We start from the raw sequence: 16250 nt of genomic DNA, 5'->3' as shown, positions 1-16250 counted from the left end.
TTCCACCCGCGTCCGTGGCGGCCGACCACCGCACGATTCCGCAGTCATCCGGGCCCCGCCGACACGGCGTACGGGCCGACGAGGGGAGTGTCGCGTGTCCGATCCCGGCGCCGTTCTGGCGGATCTCAGGGACGAGAGCGAGGAGTTGGACGCCCTGGTCGCCGGTCTTCCGGCCGGGCGGTGGGCCGGCCCGACACCGGCCGACGGCTGGACGGTCGCCCACCAGATCGCGCACCTGGCCTGGACCGACCGGCAGGCGCTGCTCTCCGCCACCGACCCGGACACCTTCGCCGAGGCCGTACGGGTGGCCCTGCGGTCGCCGCTGACCTTCGTCGACGAGGGCGCCGAAGCCGGTGCGCGGCAGCGGCCCGAGCGGCTGCTGGCCGGCTGGCGGGAGGGCCGCGAGGCGCTGCTGCGGGCGCTCGGCGGGCAGCCGGACGGGGCGAAACTCGGGTGGTTCGGGCCGCCGATGAGCGTCGCGTCGATGGCGACCGGGCGGCTGATGGAGACCTGGGCGCACGGCCAGGACGTCGCCGACGCGCTCGGCGTGACCCGTACCCCCACCGCCCGGCTGCGGCACGTCGCCCGGATCGGCGTGCGGGCCCGCGACTTCTCCTACGCCGCCCGCCGACTCGACCCGCCCGCCGAGGAGTTCCGCGTCGAACTGCGGGCGCCCGACGGCACGCTGTGGACCTACGGGCCCGAGGACGCGGGCCAGCGGGTGACCGGCGACGCGCTGGAGTTCTGCCTGCTGGTGACGCAGCGGGCGCACCGCGACGACCTGCCGTCCGTACGGGCCGAAGGCGCCGACGCCGAGCGGTGGCTGGGCATCGCGCAGGCATTCGCCGGGCCGCCGGGCAAGGGCCGGGCACCGGCCGCGGGCGGCGGCGCATGAGCGGCGCGGTGCTGCGGGTCGGCAACGCCTCCGGGTTCTACGGCGACCGGTTCGACGCGGTGCGCGAGATGCTCACCGGCGGCCCGCTGGACGTACTGACCGGCGACTACCTCGCCGAACTGACCATGCTCATCCTCGGCAGGGACCGCCTGAAGAACCCGGAGCGCGGCTACGCCAGGACGTTCCTGCGGCAGCTGGAGGACGGGCTCGGGCTCGCCGTCGAGCGCGGCGTGCGGATCGTCACCAACGCGGGCGGGCTGCATCCGGCCGGACTGGCCGACGCGGTGCGGGAGTTGGCCGTACGGGTCGGTGTGCCGGTGCGGGTGGCGCACGTCGAGGGCGACGATCTGCTGGCGGGCGGCGACGGCGCGCGGTGGGGCGAGGGGGTGCTGACCGCCAACGCCTACCTGGGCGGCGGCGGGATCGCCGCGTGCCTGCGGGCCGGCGCCGATGTGGTGGTGACCGGCAGGGTCACCGACGCCGCGCTGGTCAGCGGCGCCGCGGCGGCCCACTTCGGGTGGGGGCCGCAGGACCTGGATCCGCTGGCGGGCGCGGTCGTGGCGGGCCACGTCCTGGAGTGCGGCACCCAGGCGACCGGCGGCAACTACAGCTTCTTCGGCGCCCACGACGTGCGGCGGCCCGGCTTCCCGCTCGCCGAGATCGCCGCCGACGGCAGCGCGGTGATCACCAAACACCCGGGCACCGGCGGCGCCGTCACCACCGGCACCGTCACCGCCCAACTGCTCTACGAGACGGCGGGCGCCCGCTACCCCGGCCCGGACGTCACCGCCAGGCTCGACACCGTGCGGCTGCGCGAGGACGGGCCCGACCGGGTCGCGATCGACGGCGTCCGCGGGGAGGCGCCGCCGCCGACGCTCAAGGCCGGGCTGACCCGGATCGGCGGCTGGCGCAACGAGGTCACGTTCGTGCTGACCGGCCTCGACGTGGACGCCAAGGCCCGGCTCGTCCGTGACCAGATGGCGGCGGCCATCGCCGCGGCGCCGAAGCCGCCCGCCGAGGTGCGGTGGACGCTGGCCCGCACCGACCGCGACGACGCGGACGTGCAGGAGGAGGCGAGCGCGCTGCTGCGGCTGGTGGTGCGGGACGCCGACCCGGAGGCGGTGGGCCGGGTGGTCAGCGGCGCCGCCGTCGAACTGGCGCTGGGCAGCTACCCCGGCTTCCATGTCACCGCGCCGCCGGGCAAGGGCGCCCCGTACGGCGTCTTCGACGCGGTGGCGGTGGCCGCGGGCGAGGTGACGCACACCGCGGTGCTGCCCGACGGACGGCGCGTAGTGATCCAACCAGCCTCGCAATCACGGGAGTTGGTGCGACTTGCGGACCCGGCGCTGCCCGAGCCGCCGCCCGCCGCGCTGCCCACCCGGCGGGCGCCGCTCGGCCTGGTCGCCGGGGCGCGCAGCGGGGACAAGGGCGGCTCGGCCAACGTCGGCGTGTGGGTGCGTACCGAGGAGGCGTGGCGGTGGCTGGCGCACGCCCTGACCGTCGAGACGTTCCGTGAACTGCTGCCCGAGACGGCCGGGTTGGCGGTCGACCGGCATGTGCTGCCGGGGCTGCGGGCGCTGAACTTCGTCGTCGACGGGCTGCTGGGGGACGGCGTCGCCGCGCAGGCCCGCTTCGATCCGCAGGCCAAGGCCGTGGGGGAGTGGCTGCGCTCGCGGCACCTGGACATACCGGAGGTACTGCTGTGACCATGCTCAGGACCGCGATCGACCCGTCGGACGCCGAGTACGCGGAGCGCCGTACGGAATTGCTCGCGAAGCTGGCGGAGGTCGGCGAGGCGCACGGCAAGGCGCTCGCGGGCGGCGGTGAGAAGTACGTCGCCCGGCACCGCGGGCGCGGCAAACTGCCCGCCCGCGAGCGGATCGAACTGCTCATCGACCCCGACACCCCCTTCCTCGAACTCTCCCCGCTCGCCGCCTGGGGCAGCGACTACGCCGTGGGAGCCTCGCTGGTCTGCGGCATCGGCGTCATCGAGGGCGTGGAGTGCCTGATCACCGCCAACGACCCGACCGTACGCGGCGGCGCCAGCAACCCCTGGACGCTGAAGAAGGCACTGCGGGCCAACGAAATCGCCCGCACCAACCGGCTGCCGGTCGTCTCGCTCGTCGAGTCCGGCGGCGCCGACCTGCCCAGCCAGAAGGAGATCTTCATCCCGGGCGGGGCGCTCTTCAAGGACCTCACCCGGCTCTCCGCGGCCGGCATCCCGACCGTCGCCGTGGTCTTCGGCAACTCCACCGCCGGCGGCGCGTACGTCCCCGGCATGTCCGACCACGTGATCATGGTCAGGGAGCGCGCCAAGGTCTTCCTCGGCGGCCCGCCGCTGGTCAAGATGGCGACCGGCGAGGAGAGCGACGACGAATCGCTGGGCGGCGCCGAGATGCACGCCCGCACCTCAGGGCTCGCCGACCACTTCGCGCTCGACGAGCCGGACGCGCTGCGCCGGGCCCGCCGCGTCGTCGCCCGCCTCAACTGGCGCAAGGCGCACGCCGATCCGGCCCCCGCCGAGCCGCCCACGTACGACGAGGAAGAGCTGCTCGGCCTCGTCCCCGGCGACCTCAAGGCGCCCTTCGACCCGCGCGAGGTCATCGCCCGGATCGTCGACGGCTCGGACTTCGACGAGTTTAAGCCGCTGTACGGGCCGAGCCTGGCGACCGGCTGGGCCGCGCTGCACGGCTATCCCGTCGGCATCCTCGCCAACGCGCAGGGCGTGCTGTTCAGCGCCGAGTCCCAGAAGGCCGCCCAGTTCATCCAGTTGGCGAACCAGCGGGACATCCCGCTGCTGTTCCTGCACAACACCACCGGCTACATGGTCGGCAAGGAATACGAGCAGGGCGGCATCATCAAGCACGGCGCGATGATGATCAACGCGGTCTCGAACTCGAAGGTGCCGCACCTCAGCGTCCTGATGGGTGCCTCGTACGGCGCGGGCCACTACGGCATGTGCGGCCGCGCCTTCGACCCGCGATTCCTCTTCGCCTGGCCGAGCGCCAAATCCGCCGTCATGGGCCCGCAGCAGCTGGCCGGCGTGCTGTCCATCGTCGCCCGCGCCTCGGCCGCCGCCAAGGGGCAGCCTTATGACGACGAGGCCGACGCCGGGCTGCGGGCCATGGTCGAGCAGCAGATCGAGTCCGAGTCGCTGCCGATGTTCCTCTCCGGGCGGCTCTACGACGACGGCGTCATCGACCCCCGCGACACCCGAACCGTCCTCGGCCTGTGCCTGTCCGCCGTGCACACCGCCCCGGTCGAGGGCGCACGCGGCGGCTTCGGCGTCTTCCGGATGTGAGGCAGCACATGACCACTTCGTCCCCAGAGGCCACGCCAACCCCGCTCTCCTGCGTCCTCGTCGCCAACCGCGGTGAGATCGCCCGCCGGGTCTTCCGCACCTGCCGGGAACGGGGCCTGGCCACTGTCGCCGTGCACTCCGACGCGGACGCCGACGCCCCGCACGTCCGGGAGGCGGACACCGCCGTACGGCTGCCGGGCGACGCGCCCGCCGACACCTACCTGCGCGGCGATCTCGTCGTGCGGGCCGCCCTGGACGCGGGCGCCGACGCCGTCCACCCCGGCTACGGCTTCCTCTCCGAGAACGCCGCCTTCGCCGCCGCGGTCGCCGACGCCGGGCTGACCTGGATCGGCCCGCCGCCCGACGCCATCGAGGCGATGGCGTCCAAGACCCGGGCCAAGGAACTGATGGCGGCGGCCGGTGTGCCGCTGCTCGCGCCCGTCGACCCGGCGCTGGCCACCGAGGCGGACCTGCCGCTGCTGGTGAAGGCGGCGGCGGGCGGCGGCGGCCGCGGTATGCGGATCGTCGACCAACTGGGAGCACTGGAAGAGGAGTTGGTGGCGGCGGGGGCCGAAGCCGCCGCTGCTTTCGGTGACGGCGAAGTATTCGCCGAGCCGTACGTCGTCGGCGGGCGCCACGTCGAGGTGCAGATACTCGCCGACGCGCACGGCACCGTCTGGACGCTCGGCACCCGCGACTGCTCCCTCCAGCGCCGCCACCAGAAAGTCATCGAGGAAGCGCCCGCGCCCGGCCTCCCGGACGCGCTGCGCCACACCCTGCACGAGGCCGCCGCGCAGGCCGCCCGCGCGATCGGCTACCGCGGCGCGGGCACCGTCGAATTCCTGGTCTCCGCCGACGGCCGGGCCCACTTCCTGGAGATGAACACGCGTCTCCAGGTCGAGCACCCCGTCACCGAGGAGATCTACCGACTCGACCTCGTAGCACTCCAGTTGAGCATCGCCCAAGGCGAGCCGCTGGACCCCGCCCCGCCGCGCCCGCGCGGCCACGCCGTCGAGGCGCGGCTCTACGCCGAGGACCCCGCGGCCGGCTGGCAGCCGCAGACCGGCACCCTGCACCGGCTCGCTGTACCCGGCACCGTCCGCCTCGACTCCGGCGTCACCGACGGCGACACCGTCACCGCGCACTACGACCCGATGCTCGCCAAGGTCATCGCCTGGGCGCCGACCCGCACCGAAGCCGTCCGCAAGCTCGCGCACGCCCTGGAACGGGCCCGCATCCACGGCCCCGTCACCAACCGCGACCTGCTGGTCCGCTCCCTGCGGCACCCCGAATTCGCCGCCACCACCGGCCTGGACACCGGCTTCTACGACCGTCACCTCGCCGCCCTGACCGCCCGCGACGCCGACCGCGCCGCCCGGGAACGGCTCGCCGCCCTCGCCGCCGCCCTCGCCGACGCACACGGCCGCTCCCGCTTCGGCGGCTTCCGCAACGTCCCCTCGCAGCCGCAGTCCAAGAGCTACGCGGCCGACGGCGGCGAGGCGGCCACCCACGAGATCCGCTACCGCATCGACCGCGAAGGACTGCACGCCGACGACTTCCCCGGCGTCCGCCTGCTGGACCTCGCCCCGGACCGTGTCACCCTCGAAGTCCACGGCCTGCGCCGCCAGTTCACCCTTGCCCGCTACGGCAACCGCATCCACGCCGACACCGCCACCGGCGCCCACGCCTTCACCGCCCTGCCCCGCTTCCCCGACCCCGCGGCCCGCACCGAACCCGGCTCGCTGCTCGCGCCGATGCCCGGCACCGTCATCCGGGTCGCGCCGGGCCTGGCCGAGGGCGCCACGGTCGAGGCCGGGCAGCCGCTGCTGTGGCTGGAGGCCATGAAGATGGAACACAAGATCACCGCACCCGCCGCCGGCACCCTGACCAGCCTGCCCGTCCGCGCCGGCGCCCAGGTCGAGGTCGGCACCCTCCTCGCCGTCGTCACCGACTGACCGGGAGACACGCGGGCGCGTACCTCCCCGCCCCTCACCCACCGCACAGATGGAGCAGCCATGAGCAACGCCATGCGCAACCCTGTGATCGAGACCGAGGAACACCGCGCCCTGCGGGCCGCCGTCGCCGCGCTCGGCAAGCGCTACGGCCGCGACTACTTCACCCGCATCGTCGCCGAAGGCAAGCACACCGACGACCTGTGGAACGAGGCCGCGGGCCTCGGCTACCTCGGCGTCAACCTCCCCGAGGAGTACGGCGGCGGAGGCGGCGGCATAGCTGAACTCTCCCTCGTACTCGAAGAGTTGGGTGCGGCGGGCTGCCCCCTCCTCATGCTCGTCGTCTCCCCCGCCATCTGCGGCACCGTCATCGCCCGCTTCGGCACCGAAGAACAGAAGCGCACCTGGCTGCCCGGCCTCGCCGACGGCAGCCGCAAAATGGCCTTCGGCATCACCGAACCCGACGCCGGATCCAACTCCCACCGCATCACCACCACCGCCCGCCGCGACGGAGGGGTCACCTCCCGTTCGAGCGCGGCCGAGAATGGGGGAGGCTGGATCCTCAACGGCCGCAAGGTCTTCGTCTCCGGCGTCGACATCGCCGACGCCACCCTCATCGTCAGCCGCACCGAAGACGCGAAGACCGGCCGCCTCAAGCCCTGCCTCTTCATCGTCCCGCGCGAGGCCCCCGGCTTCGGCCGCAGCCCCATCCCCATGGAACTCGCCGCCCCAGAGAAGCAGTTCGAGCTGACCCTGGACGACGTACGCCTGCCCGCCGACGCGCTCGTCGGCGACGAGGACGCCGGGCTGCTGCAACTCTTCGCCGGCCTCAACCCCGAACGCATCATGACCGCCGCCTTCGCCCTCGGCATGGGCCGCTACGCACTCGACCGCGCCGTCGACTACGCCCGCACCCGCCAGGTCTGGAAGGAGCCCATCGGCGCCCACCAGGCCATCGCCCACCCCCTCGCCCAGGCCCACATCGACCTGGAACTCGCCCGGCTGATGATGCAGAAGGCCGCCCACCTCTACGACGCGGGCGACGACACGGGCGCGGGCGAGGCCGCCAACATGGCCAAATACGCCGCAGCCGAAGCCGCCGTACGCGCCGTCGACCAGGCCGTCCACACCCTCGGCGGCAACGGCCTGACCCAGGAATACGGCCTGGCCTCCCTGATCACCGCCGCCCGAGTGGCCCGCATCGCCCCCGTCAGCCGCGAAATGATCCTCAACTACGTGTCCCACCAGTCACTGGGGCTGCCCAAGTCGTACTGAGTTGTGCAGTGTGCGCGCTACCGGACCGCGACGTCACGGGTGGACCCCGACGACGCCTACGCGGACCGGCGCGCACCACGCTGCCGACGCCCGCTCCCGCCGACCCAGGGGAAGGACCCAGGAGCCGCCCATCCCTCGCCCCCCGCCCGGCGGGCGCAGGCGGTACGACGCGGCATGGTCCGTCGAGCGCCCTGAAAGGGGCAAGAAGCTCATGTGCTGACCATGTTCGACTTTTCGCCCTCAAGTCGTGAAGGACCGCCAAGTCCTGTTTCGCAGCGTCTGCCTGTTCCACCTTGTCAGGGGCTTGTAACAAGGGTCCTGGTGGCTTTGAGACACATGGTGCCTGTGTGTTGAACTGACAACTGCCCGAGGGTTTCTCGGGCACAAGCTGACCTGACGCCGCTGACCCGGCACAGGTCCGGCCCTTTGCGTGAGGAGAGATGTATGAAGTCGTGGCGTAAGCCAATTACTTACGGTCTTGCGGTCGTTGCCGCCGCGGTCGCGATTCCGCTGACGGCTGGTTCCGCCTCAGCCGCGAGCTGGCACGACGTCGCCGGTGGTCCCGAGATGTACCCCAACATGGCCGCGTGCCAGGCGGACATCCCCGAGGCGAAGAAGCACTACCAGGACGCCACCTGCATCGAGAACAACGGGCGCGTCTCCCTCTGGGCGCTGTACTGATGCCGTAGCCGCCCGCACCGGGGCCCCGCACTCCGACAGGCACTGTTGGTCAATTCGGGGCTCCCGCGACATCGGTCCTCAAGACCTGCCGGTGCCACGCGTAATACGGATGACCTCCGGCGTCAGGCGCTGAGGCCGCCGCCTCGACCGGCTCCTGTGATGGGCGCGCACATCAAGGGGCCGGAACGCGGAGCCCGTACCTGACGTAGCCCGGAGCCCGAACCTGACGTTCCGGCAGCGGAACTCCGAACAGCGGCCCCGCCGCCCCCTGCACCGGGGGCGGCGGGGCCGCTTCGGCAGTTCACCGGCGACCGGAGGCGCTACGGCCTGTCCGGCAGGTGATGAGCGGAGCCGGAGGCGGACGGCAGCAACGGTCACGGTGTCGCGGAGCGAACTGACCACCGACCCCGAGGACCTGCGCGCCGCCGGGGGCACGGACGTCGAGGCTCCCGCCCTCGCCGATCACGACGGCGCCGTGCGTGATGCGGTTCAGCGCCGGGCGCATCTGCGCGTGGCCTGCCGGCTCGCGCACCTGGCGCTCAAGGCTGCGGATGCGGTCGAGCAAGTCGAGAGGGACAGCAGCGACTGGCGCACCAGGTGCGAGCCGACCGTCGAGACGCCGTGGAGGGCGTCCATGCCGAGACGGACGGCGTAGAGGCCGGTGGTGCCGGTCTTGGCGTTGACGCCGGTGGCGGGATCGGCGGTGCCGGCGCGGGCACCGAGGCCGACGAACGGGATGCCGTTGTATGACTCGACGGTCTGTCCGAACGCGTTCTCGGTGCGGCTTCAGCAGCCGGCCCGCCGAGCGGGCGAGCGGATTGGGGCGCGGCGGCAACCTCGCTCACCACCTGGCGGTAACCGTCCTCGACGCCGCGGAGAATCCCGTGGCGCGTGGCGGTGACGCGGTCGATGGTCGGCCGTCCCGGGGTGGACAGGCACGCGCCCCCGGTGCACAGATAGCGATGTGCCGGCCTGACCGTTCATGTCAGACCGGCACACGGCGCGGGGCGGCGCCTAGACAGCGGTGACGTTTACCGCGCTGGGCCCCTTCTGTCCGTCCTGAATCTCGAACTCGACGTTCTGGCCTTCCGCCAACGTCTTGAATCCGTTGCCCTGGATCGCGGAGAAGTGCACGAAGACGTCCTTGCTGCCGTCAGCAGGGGTGATGAATCCAAACCCCTTCGACTCGTTGAACCACTTCACCTGGCCCTTGATCTTCGCCATCGGTGCTCCTTGCATGGTGGGGAGGCCGACACGAACACCGGCCATTGCATCGGGTTCATCCTGCTCAGTGACTGAACGACCCATAGATGATCTAGATAAGTTGGCCAGATTGCATGGGGTCGGGCACGGCCCGCCCGGTCTCGGCGGGGATGCGGTCGACTTCGGCCTGCACGACGGTGTCGTCCCAGGCCGGATGCAGGATGCGCACCGCGGGAAGCGGAATCCGCTCCCTCCGGGCTCGGGGGCTACGCGGCAGTGCCACAGTCATACGAGAGTCCCCGCGCGGATCACGATCTCCGCAAGGGTGGCGGCGATCTCGGCTCCGTACCCGAAACCGGCCACCGTGTCGTGCAGACCGGCAAGGCGGAGGCGGCTCGCCGGACGGAAGACAGGTACCGGCGTATTTCGGGATGGCGCAAGGTCTTCACCGTTCTTTCCGGACGGGGGCCGATCAGGGGTGATGACGCGGCCGACCGCGTCGGCGAACTCCACCCACACCGAGGCGAACTCCTCCGGTGCCGCACGCCCCTTGGGGGTCGGCGTGCAGTAACGGCGAGGCGGTCCGCTGGGCGACTTGCTCCAGTCGGTCGTCACCAACTCCTCCCGTCGCAGCCGGGCCAGCAGCGGATACACGGTGCCCTGACGCGTCGCCGGCGCCCCGGTCCCCGCCCGTACCTGGCCATACAAGACACGTCTGACCTGCGGTCCGTCACCTGCTGGGCCACCTTCTCGGTCGTTCCCCGGCTGTGATCCGCACGTCCTCGGCAGCGTCCGGTGCACGGGTCCGTGAAGCGGAAAGCCCGCTGCCCCCGGTGCGGCACACCGGGGGCAGCGGGCTTTCACGGCGCAACGTCAGCGGGACGCGTCCCCGCCGAGCGGAGACCGGTCAGCGGTTGAAGATGGGCATGATCTCTTTGCTGTCGTCGCACCACACCTCGTGGTACCCGTTCGCCTGGGCCATCGGGAGCTCCGACGCTTCGCAGGCCGCCTTCGAGGGGTACCTCTCGGCACCGACCGGAACCCAGCCGTCGCCGGGCGGCGGGGCGGCGAAGGCACTGGTGGCGGACAGCGGAATGGCGACGGCCGCGGCACCGACCGCGAGACCGACACCGATACGGGAACGCCACGACTTCATAAGTCCTCCATGCGATAGGGCTGTCTTCAGCACTTCTCACGCGCAGATCTCTTCGTAGTGCCAGGGCCGGAAGGGCCGTTGGCTCTGCACGCGTCTTCCGTGAACTGAGATGTGGGCCCCGCGGCAAACAGTTCTCGGCCTCGCGAGGTATTCGTGGTCTGCCCTCCCGCACGCGCGGACCCTGCCCGCAAGGGCAGGCGCTGGACCCTGCCGCCGGGAAACCATGCAGGCACGCGTGATCGTTCCCCGTCGCTGTCACCCTCTGAAGTTCCCCGATCCTGTGCAGTTCCCGATCCTGTGCCCCCAGGGGACGCTGCCGCGTGCCGTGACGGGAAGATCCGGTGCCGCGAACTGCCTGCCAGGGAAAGGAGTTCAGGGCCTGATGCCGACGCCGGCCCGCATCCGCATCCGCTCAGCCCAGCCCAGCCCAGCCCAGTCCAGCTCGGCTGAGCGGATGCGGATGCGGGTCGGCGCCCGGGGCAGCGACACTTACTGCCGCAGTGCTGATGCTCAGGTGTCCTTACTCCGCCGGGAGCTCAGGGGCGACGATGCGACAGTGCCGGTGGCTTCGTGGCCCGCTTGGGAACCGTGTCCAGCGTGCTCGGGCCGGGTGCGCAGTGGCCGCAGAGGGTGCGGATGACGCAGGGCCCGGAGGCGGTGTCGATGCAGACGTCGCGCAGATCTCGGGCAGAGCCGCAGTCGCGGCGTTCGGAGACGGTCACCGGGCGCCTCCCCGGTTGCCGACCCGGAAGGCGTCGGCCCGAGTGGCCCGCGGGTGTGCCTCGGGAGCATGGAGAGGTGACCGCCGCGGGGGGCGTGCGCAGGACTCGCAGAGCGGCAGTTCCCAGCCGGGGCCGGAGGTTGCGTGTTGGTAGACGTCCGTGACGTCCTCGGCGGTGCCACATGAATCACAGCGTAGGAACGTGCTCATGATGACCTTTCCGCTGATGAGGCGCCGACCGCCTATGTGCCGCCGCAGGCGGCCGGCGCTTATCACTCGGAGGGACGGGACGGAGGGCCGTCTTCCTGGCCCTCCTCGCCTGTGGTGCCCGAAATGAGGAAGCCTCGGAGCGGGGGGCCTCCGTCGCTGCCGACAGCCACTTCAGCGGTTCGCATGGACGCTACGACGTCGGCGTACTTGGGATTGATCCATTCCATGGCATTCCCTCTCATCGCGAACTGGCAGGCTAGCCCTTGGGCTTGGGAATGGGCACGATCGGCCCACCATCGTCGCTGTGTTGGCACTTCGCGGCCACAGATACGAGGCCGTCGCTCGGAGCGCGCCACATATTCGGGTTGATCGAGTACCCGGATTCTTCGATCAAGGTCGTGGTCCGCTCGATCACAGCGGTGTCATGACGGGCCGGGTCGGGTGACTCGGGCCGGTGGTGCACGACGGCGCCGAGGCGGCGGCACAACGCTGCGTAGATCTCGGTATGCAGGATGAGGGCGTGCCACCCCTCGTCCACCGTGCGGGACGGCACAAGGCCGGCCGTGGGGAACTGGGCGCAGGCAGCGACGAAGGCCAGAGCCTCGGCCAGGATGGCGGCCGCGGCCGCCGCCGACATGCCGGGGTTGTTGTCTTCGATTGTCATCGTGACCGCCTCGAACTCTTCGCCGGTCAGTAACTGGCTGGCAGACTTACTCACGGTCTCCCCTTTCGGTGAGGTGATGCCTCGCTGTGGAGGCCCGAACCCGTCCCGGCCGCTTGTCCGGCCAAGGAACCCGGCCGGGACGGGGGTCTGTGTGGCCGGCCGCCGCGGTGAGAATCGCGGCAGCCGGCGCTCTCTGGGCGCCTTGGGGGTCCGGAGCCACAGAGGTTCAGGGGGTGCTGCTCGGCCCCTCGGGCGGGCGGCCGGCGAGGACGCGGGTGACCGACTCGCGGATCCATTCCGCGATGCCGTCCACCACGCTGTCCGGGATGTGTGGGTCGACGCGGCGCAGAGCGCAGGGCAGGCACAAGCGGCGGGGCTTCCGCCAGCCACGTGGCTGGAACTCCTGCGTGTCGGCCCCCGTACCGCAATCGCCGCACCGGAGTTCAGCCACGACTGCCGCCGATGGTGCCCACCACGATCAGAAAGGTGAGCGCGGACAGGCATATCGGGTACGTGACGACGTGGGCCCGGCCGGGGATTTGCTCCTCGTTCACTTCTGCCGCGCCTCGTAGTCGGTGAGAAGCCACCGGCAGTCCCGTTCCAGCTGGTTGATCTGAACGTGGGCGGACAGTGTGCCCGTGCCCAGCCCCTGCTTGCACTGGGCTCGAATGCCGCTCAGTCGCCCGGAGCGCCGGGACCATTCCAAGCTGCCGTGCCACAGCTCATCAGTGGCGGCCTGGACGTCGGGGATCAGTTCAGCGATGTGGCCGAGCAACAGTGCGGCCAGGCGGCGCAGTTCGATGTCCGTGGCGGCCAGGCAGTGCAGCTTGTGGGCCTCGGCGATGGTCTCCCGGATGGTGGCCACGTGTACCGGTAGCTGGGCGGTGTCCGGGGACGTCGCGGGGGCAACGATGGCGGGCCCGTGTTTGGTGGAGGTCATGGTGATCGACTCCGTTACGGAGGGTCTGTGTCTAATCGCACCGTGCCCATGAATGAGGGCCCGGAGTTTCACAACTTGTGAAACTCCGGGCCCTTGACGCTCTGAACTGCGGTTACACGCCCATCCAATGGGCGTAGCTCTCCAGGGTGTCACTCGACTGTCGGGCGGCGCGCCGCAAGGCGAGCACGGTTTCTCGGGCATGCGGATGGAACCGGGCCTGCTGTGGCGCCGCCTCCCGGGCCTTGCGTAGTGAGGCCAGGGCGCCGTCCCGGTCGCCCTGCCATAGCTGCGCGCGGCTCAGGTCAATGAAATGGTGACCTACCCGGTCGGGATACCGCTCGACGAAGTTGGCCGGGAAAGTGAGCTTGCGGGCCAAGCAGATCGCCTCGCCGTATTCGCCCACCTCCACTTCGACGGCCACGCCGTGAATCTTGGTGTTGCTTGGGCCGAAGGACAGGACGTAGTTCTGGGTCTCTCCGCCCAACTTCTCAGCCGTCTCCATCGCTTCGGCGACCTCGGCTCGCGCCTGCGCGGTGTGGCCGCCGCGGGCAGCCAGGACGGCGGACCGCAGACGTAGGTTCCCCTGGACGCACAGGGCGGGCTGTTCACCGGAGTTGGCGGACTCTTCAACATCCGCCAACGACCGTTCCATCAGCTTCAGTCCGACCTCATGACGGCCCGTGTTGAAACACGACTGGGCCCGGAGATAGGAGGTGAGCATGACCATGTAAGGGTCGGCGCTCCGCTCGGCGCTGTATAGCATCCGTGCTAGGACGATGCTGCCCATGTCGAGTTGGCCGAGCTTGTACGCGACGTCGTAGACGCACCGGTAGAGATAGGCGAGCAGTTGGTGGGCGCGTTCCTGCTGAAGACCGGAACGCTGGTGCGATGCCTGTACCAGTTCGTCAATGAGGCCAGGGGCCTGGCTGGCGACCTTTAGGTAATCGGCACTCCGGCGGTGCGCGCCGACGGCGTGGACTTCGCTGGCGATCGTGGACAGTGAACGCAACGGAACGCCGTCGTCCAGGGGAACGTCCCAGTTTTCGAGGCTGGCACGCAGGGCTGCCAGAGGGGCGTCGAAGCGCTCGGTCCGCTGCTCCGTGGCGTAGGGCTGCCCGAGGAGAACACTGTTCTCGATGCCCAGCGCGCGGGCGCAAGCGGCGGTGAAGGCAGGCGAGGCCGGGCGCCTCCCGGTGACCACCTTGGTGTAGAGGCTGAACGAGACGTGGGCGCGTTCGGCAAGGCCGCGCTGGGTGAGGTGGCCCAACTTGCGCTGTTCTTCAATCCGCGCGCCGATGTGTGCCGTGTCGTCTTCGGGCATGCTGGCTCCGTTCTGACCTAGACCCTCAGAACGGTACCCCCGGTCGGCTGGGGGTAGTAAAGAGAACGGCCCCCGCGGTGTATGCGGGGGCCGTCTTGGCGTGTGCGGTTGTTAGTTCCGGTTGTACGGTGCGCGGCATGGTGGATCTGCGTCCCCGATAGCGCCGCCGCGGCGCATGAGGTGCTACGTCGGTTCATGGCTGAGCGCTTCGGCCGCGTTTTCTGGCCGGAGGGTCGGATGGAGTGCGGTCAACTTGGCGACCATGGAACGTCGTTCGTGGCAAACGAAACGCCTTCTTCCTCCGGCCGCAGTGACCGCCCATGTCTCCACTCGCACAACGAGCGCCCTCCCAGCTCCACAAACCATGCAAGCACGCTTGATTGTTCCCCCCGTCGCTGTCACCCTCGGAAGGTCCCCGATCCTGTGCAGTCCCCGATCCCGTGCCCCCAGGGGACGGTGCCGCGCGCGGTGACGGGCAACATCCTGTGCCGCGAACCGCGGGCCAGGGAAAGGAGTTCAGGTCCTGATGACCGACGCCACCACCGACACCGGGAACGCCGCGGCGGGCGGCGGGCCGCTCGTGCGGGCTGTCCGCGAGCGCGGGATCACCACCGTCACCCTGGACTCGCCGCACAACCGCAACGCGCTGTCCGCCCGGCTGGTCGACGAGCTGCGGCAGGCGCTGGACGCGGCCGCCGCGGACGACGGCACCCGGGCCGTCGTGCTCACCCACACTGGCGGGACCTTCTGTGCCGGTGCCGATCTGTCCGAGGCCACCGCGCCGGGCGCCGCGACGGCCGCGCCGCTGGGCCTGGTCCGGCTGCTGCGTGACCTCGTGGAGCTGCCCGTGCCGGTCGTCGCCCGCGTCACGGGGCACGTACGGGCCGGGGGACTCGGACTGCTCGGGGCCTGTGACATCTCGGCGGCCGGGCCTGCCGCCAGCTTCGCGTTCACCGAGGCGCGGCTGGGGCTCGCGCCCGCCGTCATCTCGCTGCCGCTGCTGCCGCGCCTCGACCCGCGTGCCGCCGGGCGCTACTACCTGACGGGCGAACGGTTCGATGCGGCGGAAGCGGTCCGTATCGGGCTGGTGACGCTCGCTTCTGACGACGTCGACGCGGGGCTCGCGCCGGTTCTGGACGGGCTGCGCAAGGGCTCGCCGCAGGGGCTTGCCGCGTCGAAGAAGCTGGTCACGGCCGAGGTGCTGCGGGCCTTCGACCGGGACACCGCGGCGCTGGCCGAGGAGTCCGCGCGGCTCTTCGGGTCCGAAGAGGCGCGCGAGGGCATGACCGCCTTCCTGGAGCGGAGGGCCCCGCGATGGGCGCGGTGAACCCGCCGCGCAGCGCCAAGGCACCGCAGCAGGAACGCAGCCGCGCCACCCGGCGCAAGCTGCTGGAGGCCGCCGTTTCCTGCCTGGCGGAGCGCGGCTGGGCGGGCTCCACGGTCTCCGTCGTCGCGGAGCGGGCCGGCGTCTCGCGCGGCGCGGCCCAGCACCATTTCCCCACCCGCGAGGACCTGTTCACCGCCGCCGTCGAACACGTCGCCGAAGAACGCTCGCAGGCGCTGCGCGACCTCTTCCCCGAACGGGCCGCGGGCGCGGTCGACCGCAAGGCCGTCGTCGCCGCCGTCGTCGACCTCTACACGGGGCCGCTGTTCCGCGCCGCGCTGCACCTCTGGGTCGCCGCGTCCGACGAGGAACAGCTGCGCCCCCGCGTCACCGAACTGGAGGCCAGGGTCGGCCGCGAATCCCACCGCATCGCCGTGGAGCTGCTCGGCGTGGACGAATCCGTACCGGGCATCAGGGAGACGGTCCAGGGACTGCTGGACATGGCCCGTGGCCTGGGACTCGCCACCCTGCTCAGCGATGACACGGCGCGGCGCGAGCGGGTGGTGGCGCAGTGGGGCGCCCTGCTGGAGCGGGCGCTGGGCTGAAC

The 16250-nt window shown here is 71.3% G+C and carries 15 protein-coding genes; 9 read left to right on the top strand and 6 right to left on the bottom strand.

The window, feature by feature from the left end; translation table 11 throughout:
* Positions 1-94: 94 nt before the first annotated feature.
* The 7 genes from LIU39_RS20990 (at position 95) to LIU39_RS20960 (ending at position 8759) form a co-directional block, all read left to right on the top strand.
* Complete coding sequence (locus LIU39_RS20990; RefSeq protein WP_227048349.1) at positions 95-895, top strand: TIGR03084 family metal-binding protein; 801 nt, start codon at positions 95-97, stop codon at positions 893-895.
* On the top strand, positions 892-2601 hold the full coding sequence (locus tag LIU39_RS20985; RefSeq protein WP_227048348.1) for an acyclic terpene utilization AtuA family protein: 1710 nt from the start codon (positions 892-894) through the stop codon (positions 2599-2601). Before LIU39_RS20990 ends, LIU39_RS20985 begins: the two co-directional genes overlap by 4 nt.
* On the top strand, positions 2598-4196 hold the full coding sequence (locus tag LIU39_RS20980; RefSeq protein ID WP_227048347.1) for an acyl-CoA carboxylase subunit beta: 1599 nt from the start codon (positions 2598-2600) through the stop codon (positions 4194-4196). The genes LIU39_RS20985 and LIU39_RS20980 overlap by 4 nt, the downstream gene beginning before the upstream one ends.
* Before the next feature lie 8 nt (positions 4197-4204).
* A complete protein-coding gene (locus tag LIU39_RS20975) occupies positions 4205-6151 on the top strand; it encodes an acetyl/propionyl/methylcrotonyl-CoA carboxylase subunit alpha (protein WP_227048346.1) in 1947 nt (648 codons plus the stop codon).
* A 72-nt stretch (positions 6152-6223) separates the two neighbouring features.
* Complete coding sequence (locus LIU39_RS20970) at positions 6224-7423, top strand: acyl-CoA dehydrogenase family protein (RefSeq protein ID WP_227048386.1); 1200 nt, start codon at positions 6224-6226, stop codon at positions 7421-7423.
* Between the two features lie 444 nt (positions 7424-7867).
* Complete coding sequence (locus tag LIU39_RS20965) at positions 7868-8104, top strand: hypothetical protein (protein WP_227048345.1); 237 nt, start codon at positions 7868-7870, stop codon at positions 8102-8104.
* 379 nt (positions 8105-8483) lie between these two features.
* Positions 8484-8759, top strand: coding sequence for a hypothetical protein (locus LIU39_RS20960; RefSeq protein ID WP_227048344.1), 276 nt, complete (start codon positions 8484-8486; stop codon positions 8757-8759).
* A 359-nt stretch (positions 8760-9118) separates the two neighbouring features.
* On the opposite strand, the gene cspE is transcribed toward LIU39_RS20960, so the two are convergent.
* From cspE to LIU39_RS20930, 6 genes are all read right to left on the bottom strand, one after another.
* Positions 9119-9328: a transcription antiterminator/RNA stability regulator CspE gene (cspE, locus tag LIU39_RS20955; RefSeq protein ID WP_227048343.1), complete on the bottom strand. Its 210-nt coding sequence runs from the start codon at positions 9326-9328 to the stop codon at positions 9119-9121.
* Between the two features lie 264 nt (positions 9329-9592).
* Positions 9593-10015, bottom strand: a complete 423-nt coding sequence (locus LIU39_RS20950; RefSeq protein ID WP_227048342.1) for a PadR family transcriptional regulator — start codon at positions 10013-10015, stop codon at positions 9593-9595.
* Between the two features lie 199 nt (positions 10016-10214).
* Positions 10215-10463, bottom strand: a complete 249-nt coding sequence (locus tag LIU39_RS20945) for a hypothetical protein (RefSeq protein ID WP_227048341.1) — start codon at positions 10461-10463, stop codon at positions 10215-10217.
* Between the two features lie 1187 nt (positions 10464-11650).
* Entirely contained in the window at positions 11651-12112 is a 462-nt protein-coding gene (locus tag LIU39_RS20940) for a UCP032817 domain-containing protein (protein ID WP_227048340.1), read from the bottom strand.
* 496 nt (positions 12113-12608) lie between these two features.
* The gene (locus LIU39_RS20935; RefSeq protein WP_227048339.1) at positions 12609-12998 is read right to left on the bottom strand and encodes a DUF6415 family natural product biosynthesis protein; all 390 of its coding nucleotides are present in this window, start codon (positions 12996-12998) and stop codon (positions 12609-12611) included.
* Between the two features lie 112 nt (positions 12999-13110).
* Positions 13111-14319, bottom strand: a complete 1209-nt coding sequence (locus LIU39_RS20930; RefSeq protein WP_227048338.1) for a helix-turn-helix domain-containing protein — start codon at positions 14317-14319, stop codon at positions 13111-13113.
* Positions 14320-14845: 526 nt separating this feature from the next.
* On the opposite strand from LIU39_RS20930, the gene LIU39_RS20925 reads away from it, so the two are divergent.
* Together LIU39_RS20925 and LIU39_RS20920 are read left to right on the top strand one after the other, a co-directional pair.
* The gene (locus LIU39_RS20925) at positions 14846-15646 is read left to right on the top strand and encodes an enoyl-CoA hydratase family protein (RefSeq protein WP_227048337.1); all 801 of its coding nucleotides are present in this window, start codon (positions 14846-14848) and stop codon (positions 15644-15646) included.
* A complete protein-coding gene (locus LIU39_RS20920; protein WP_227048336.1) occupies positions 15634-16248 on the top strand; it encodes a TetR/AcrR family transcriptional regulator in 615 nt (204 codons plus the stop codon). The genes LIU39_RS20925 and LIU39_RS20920 overlap by 13 nt, the downstream gene beginning before the upstream one ends.
* The last annotated feature ends 2 nt before the right edge of the window (positions 16249-16250 follow it).

Source organism: Streptomyces pinistramenti (assembly GCF_020564935.1).
Classification (GTDB): Bacteria; Actinomycetota; Actinomycetes; order Streptomycetales; family Streptomycetaceae; genus Streptomyces; species Streptomyces pinistramenti.
The sequence above is the reverse complement of the archived record's forward strand: the minus strand, read 5'-3'. Positions and strand labels throughout refer to the sequence as shown.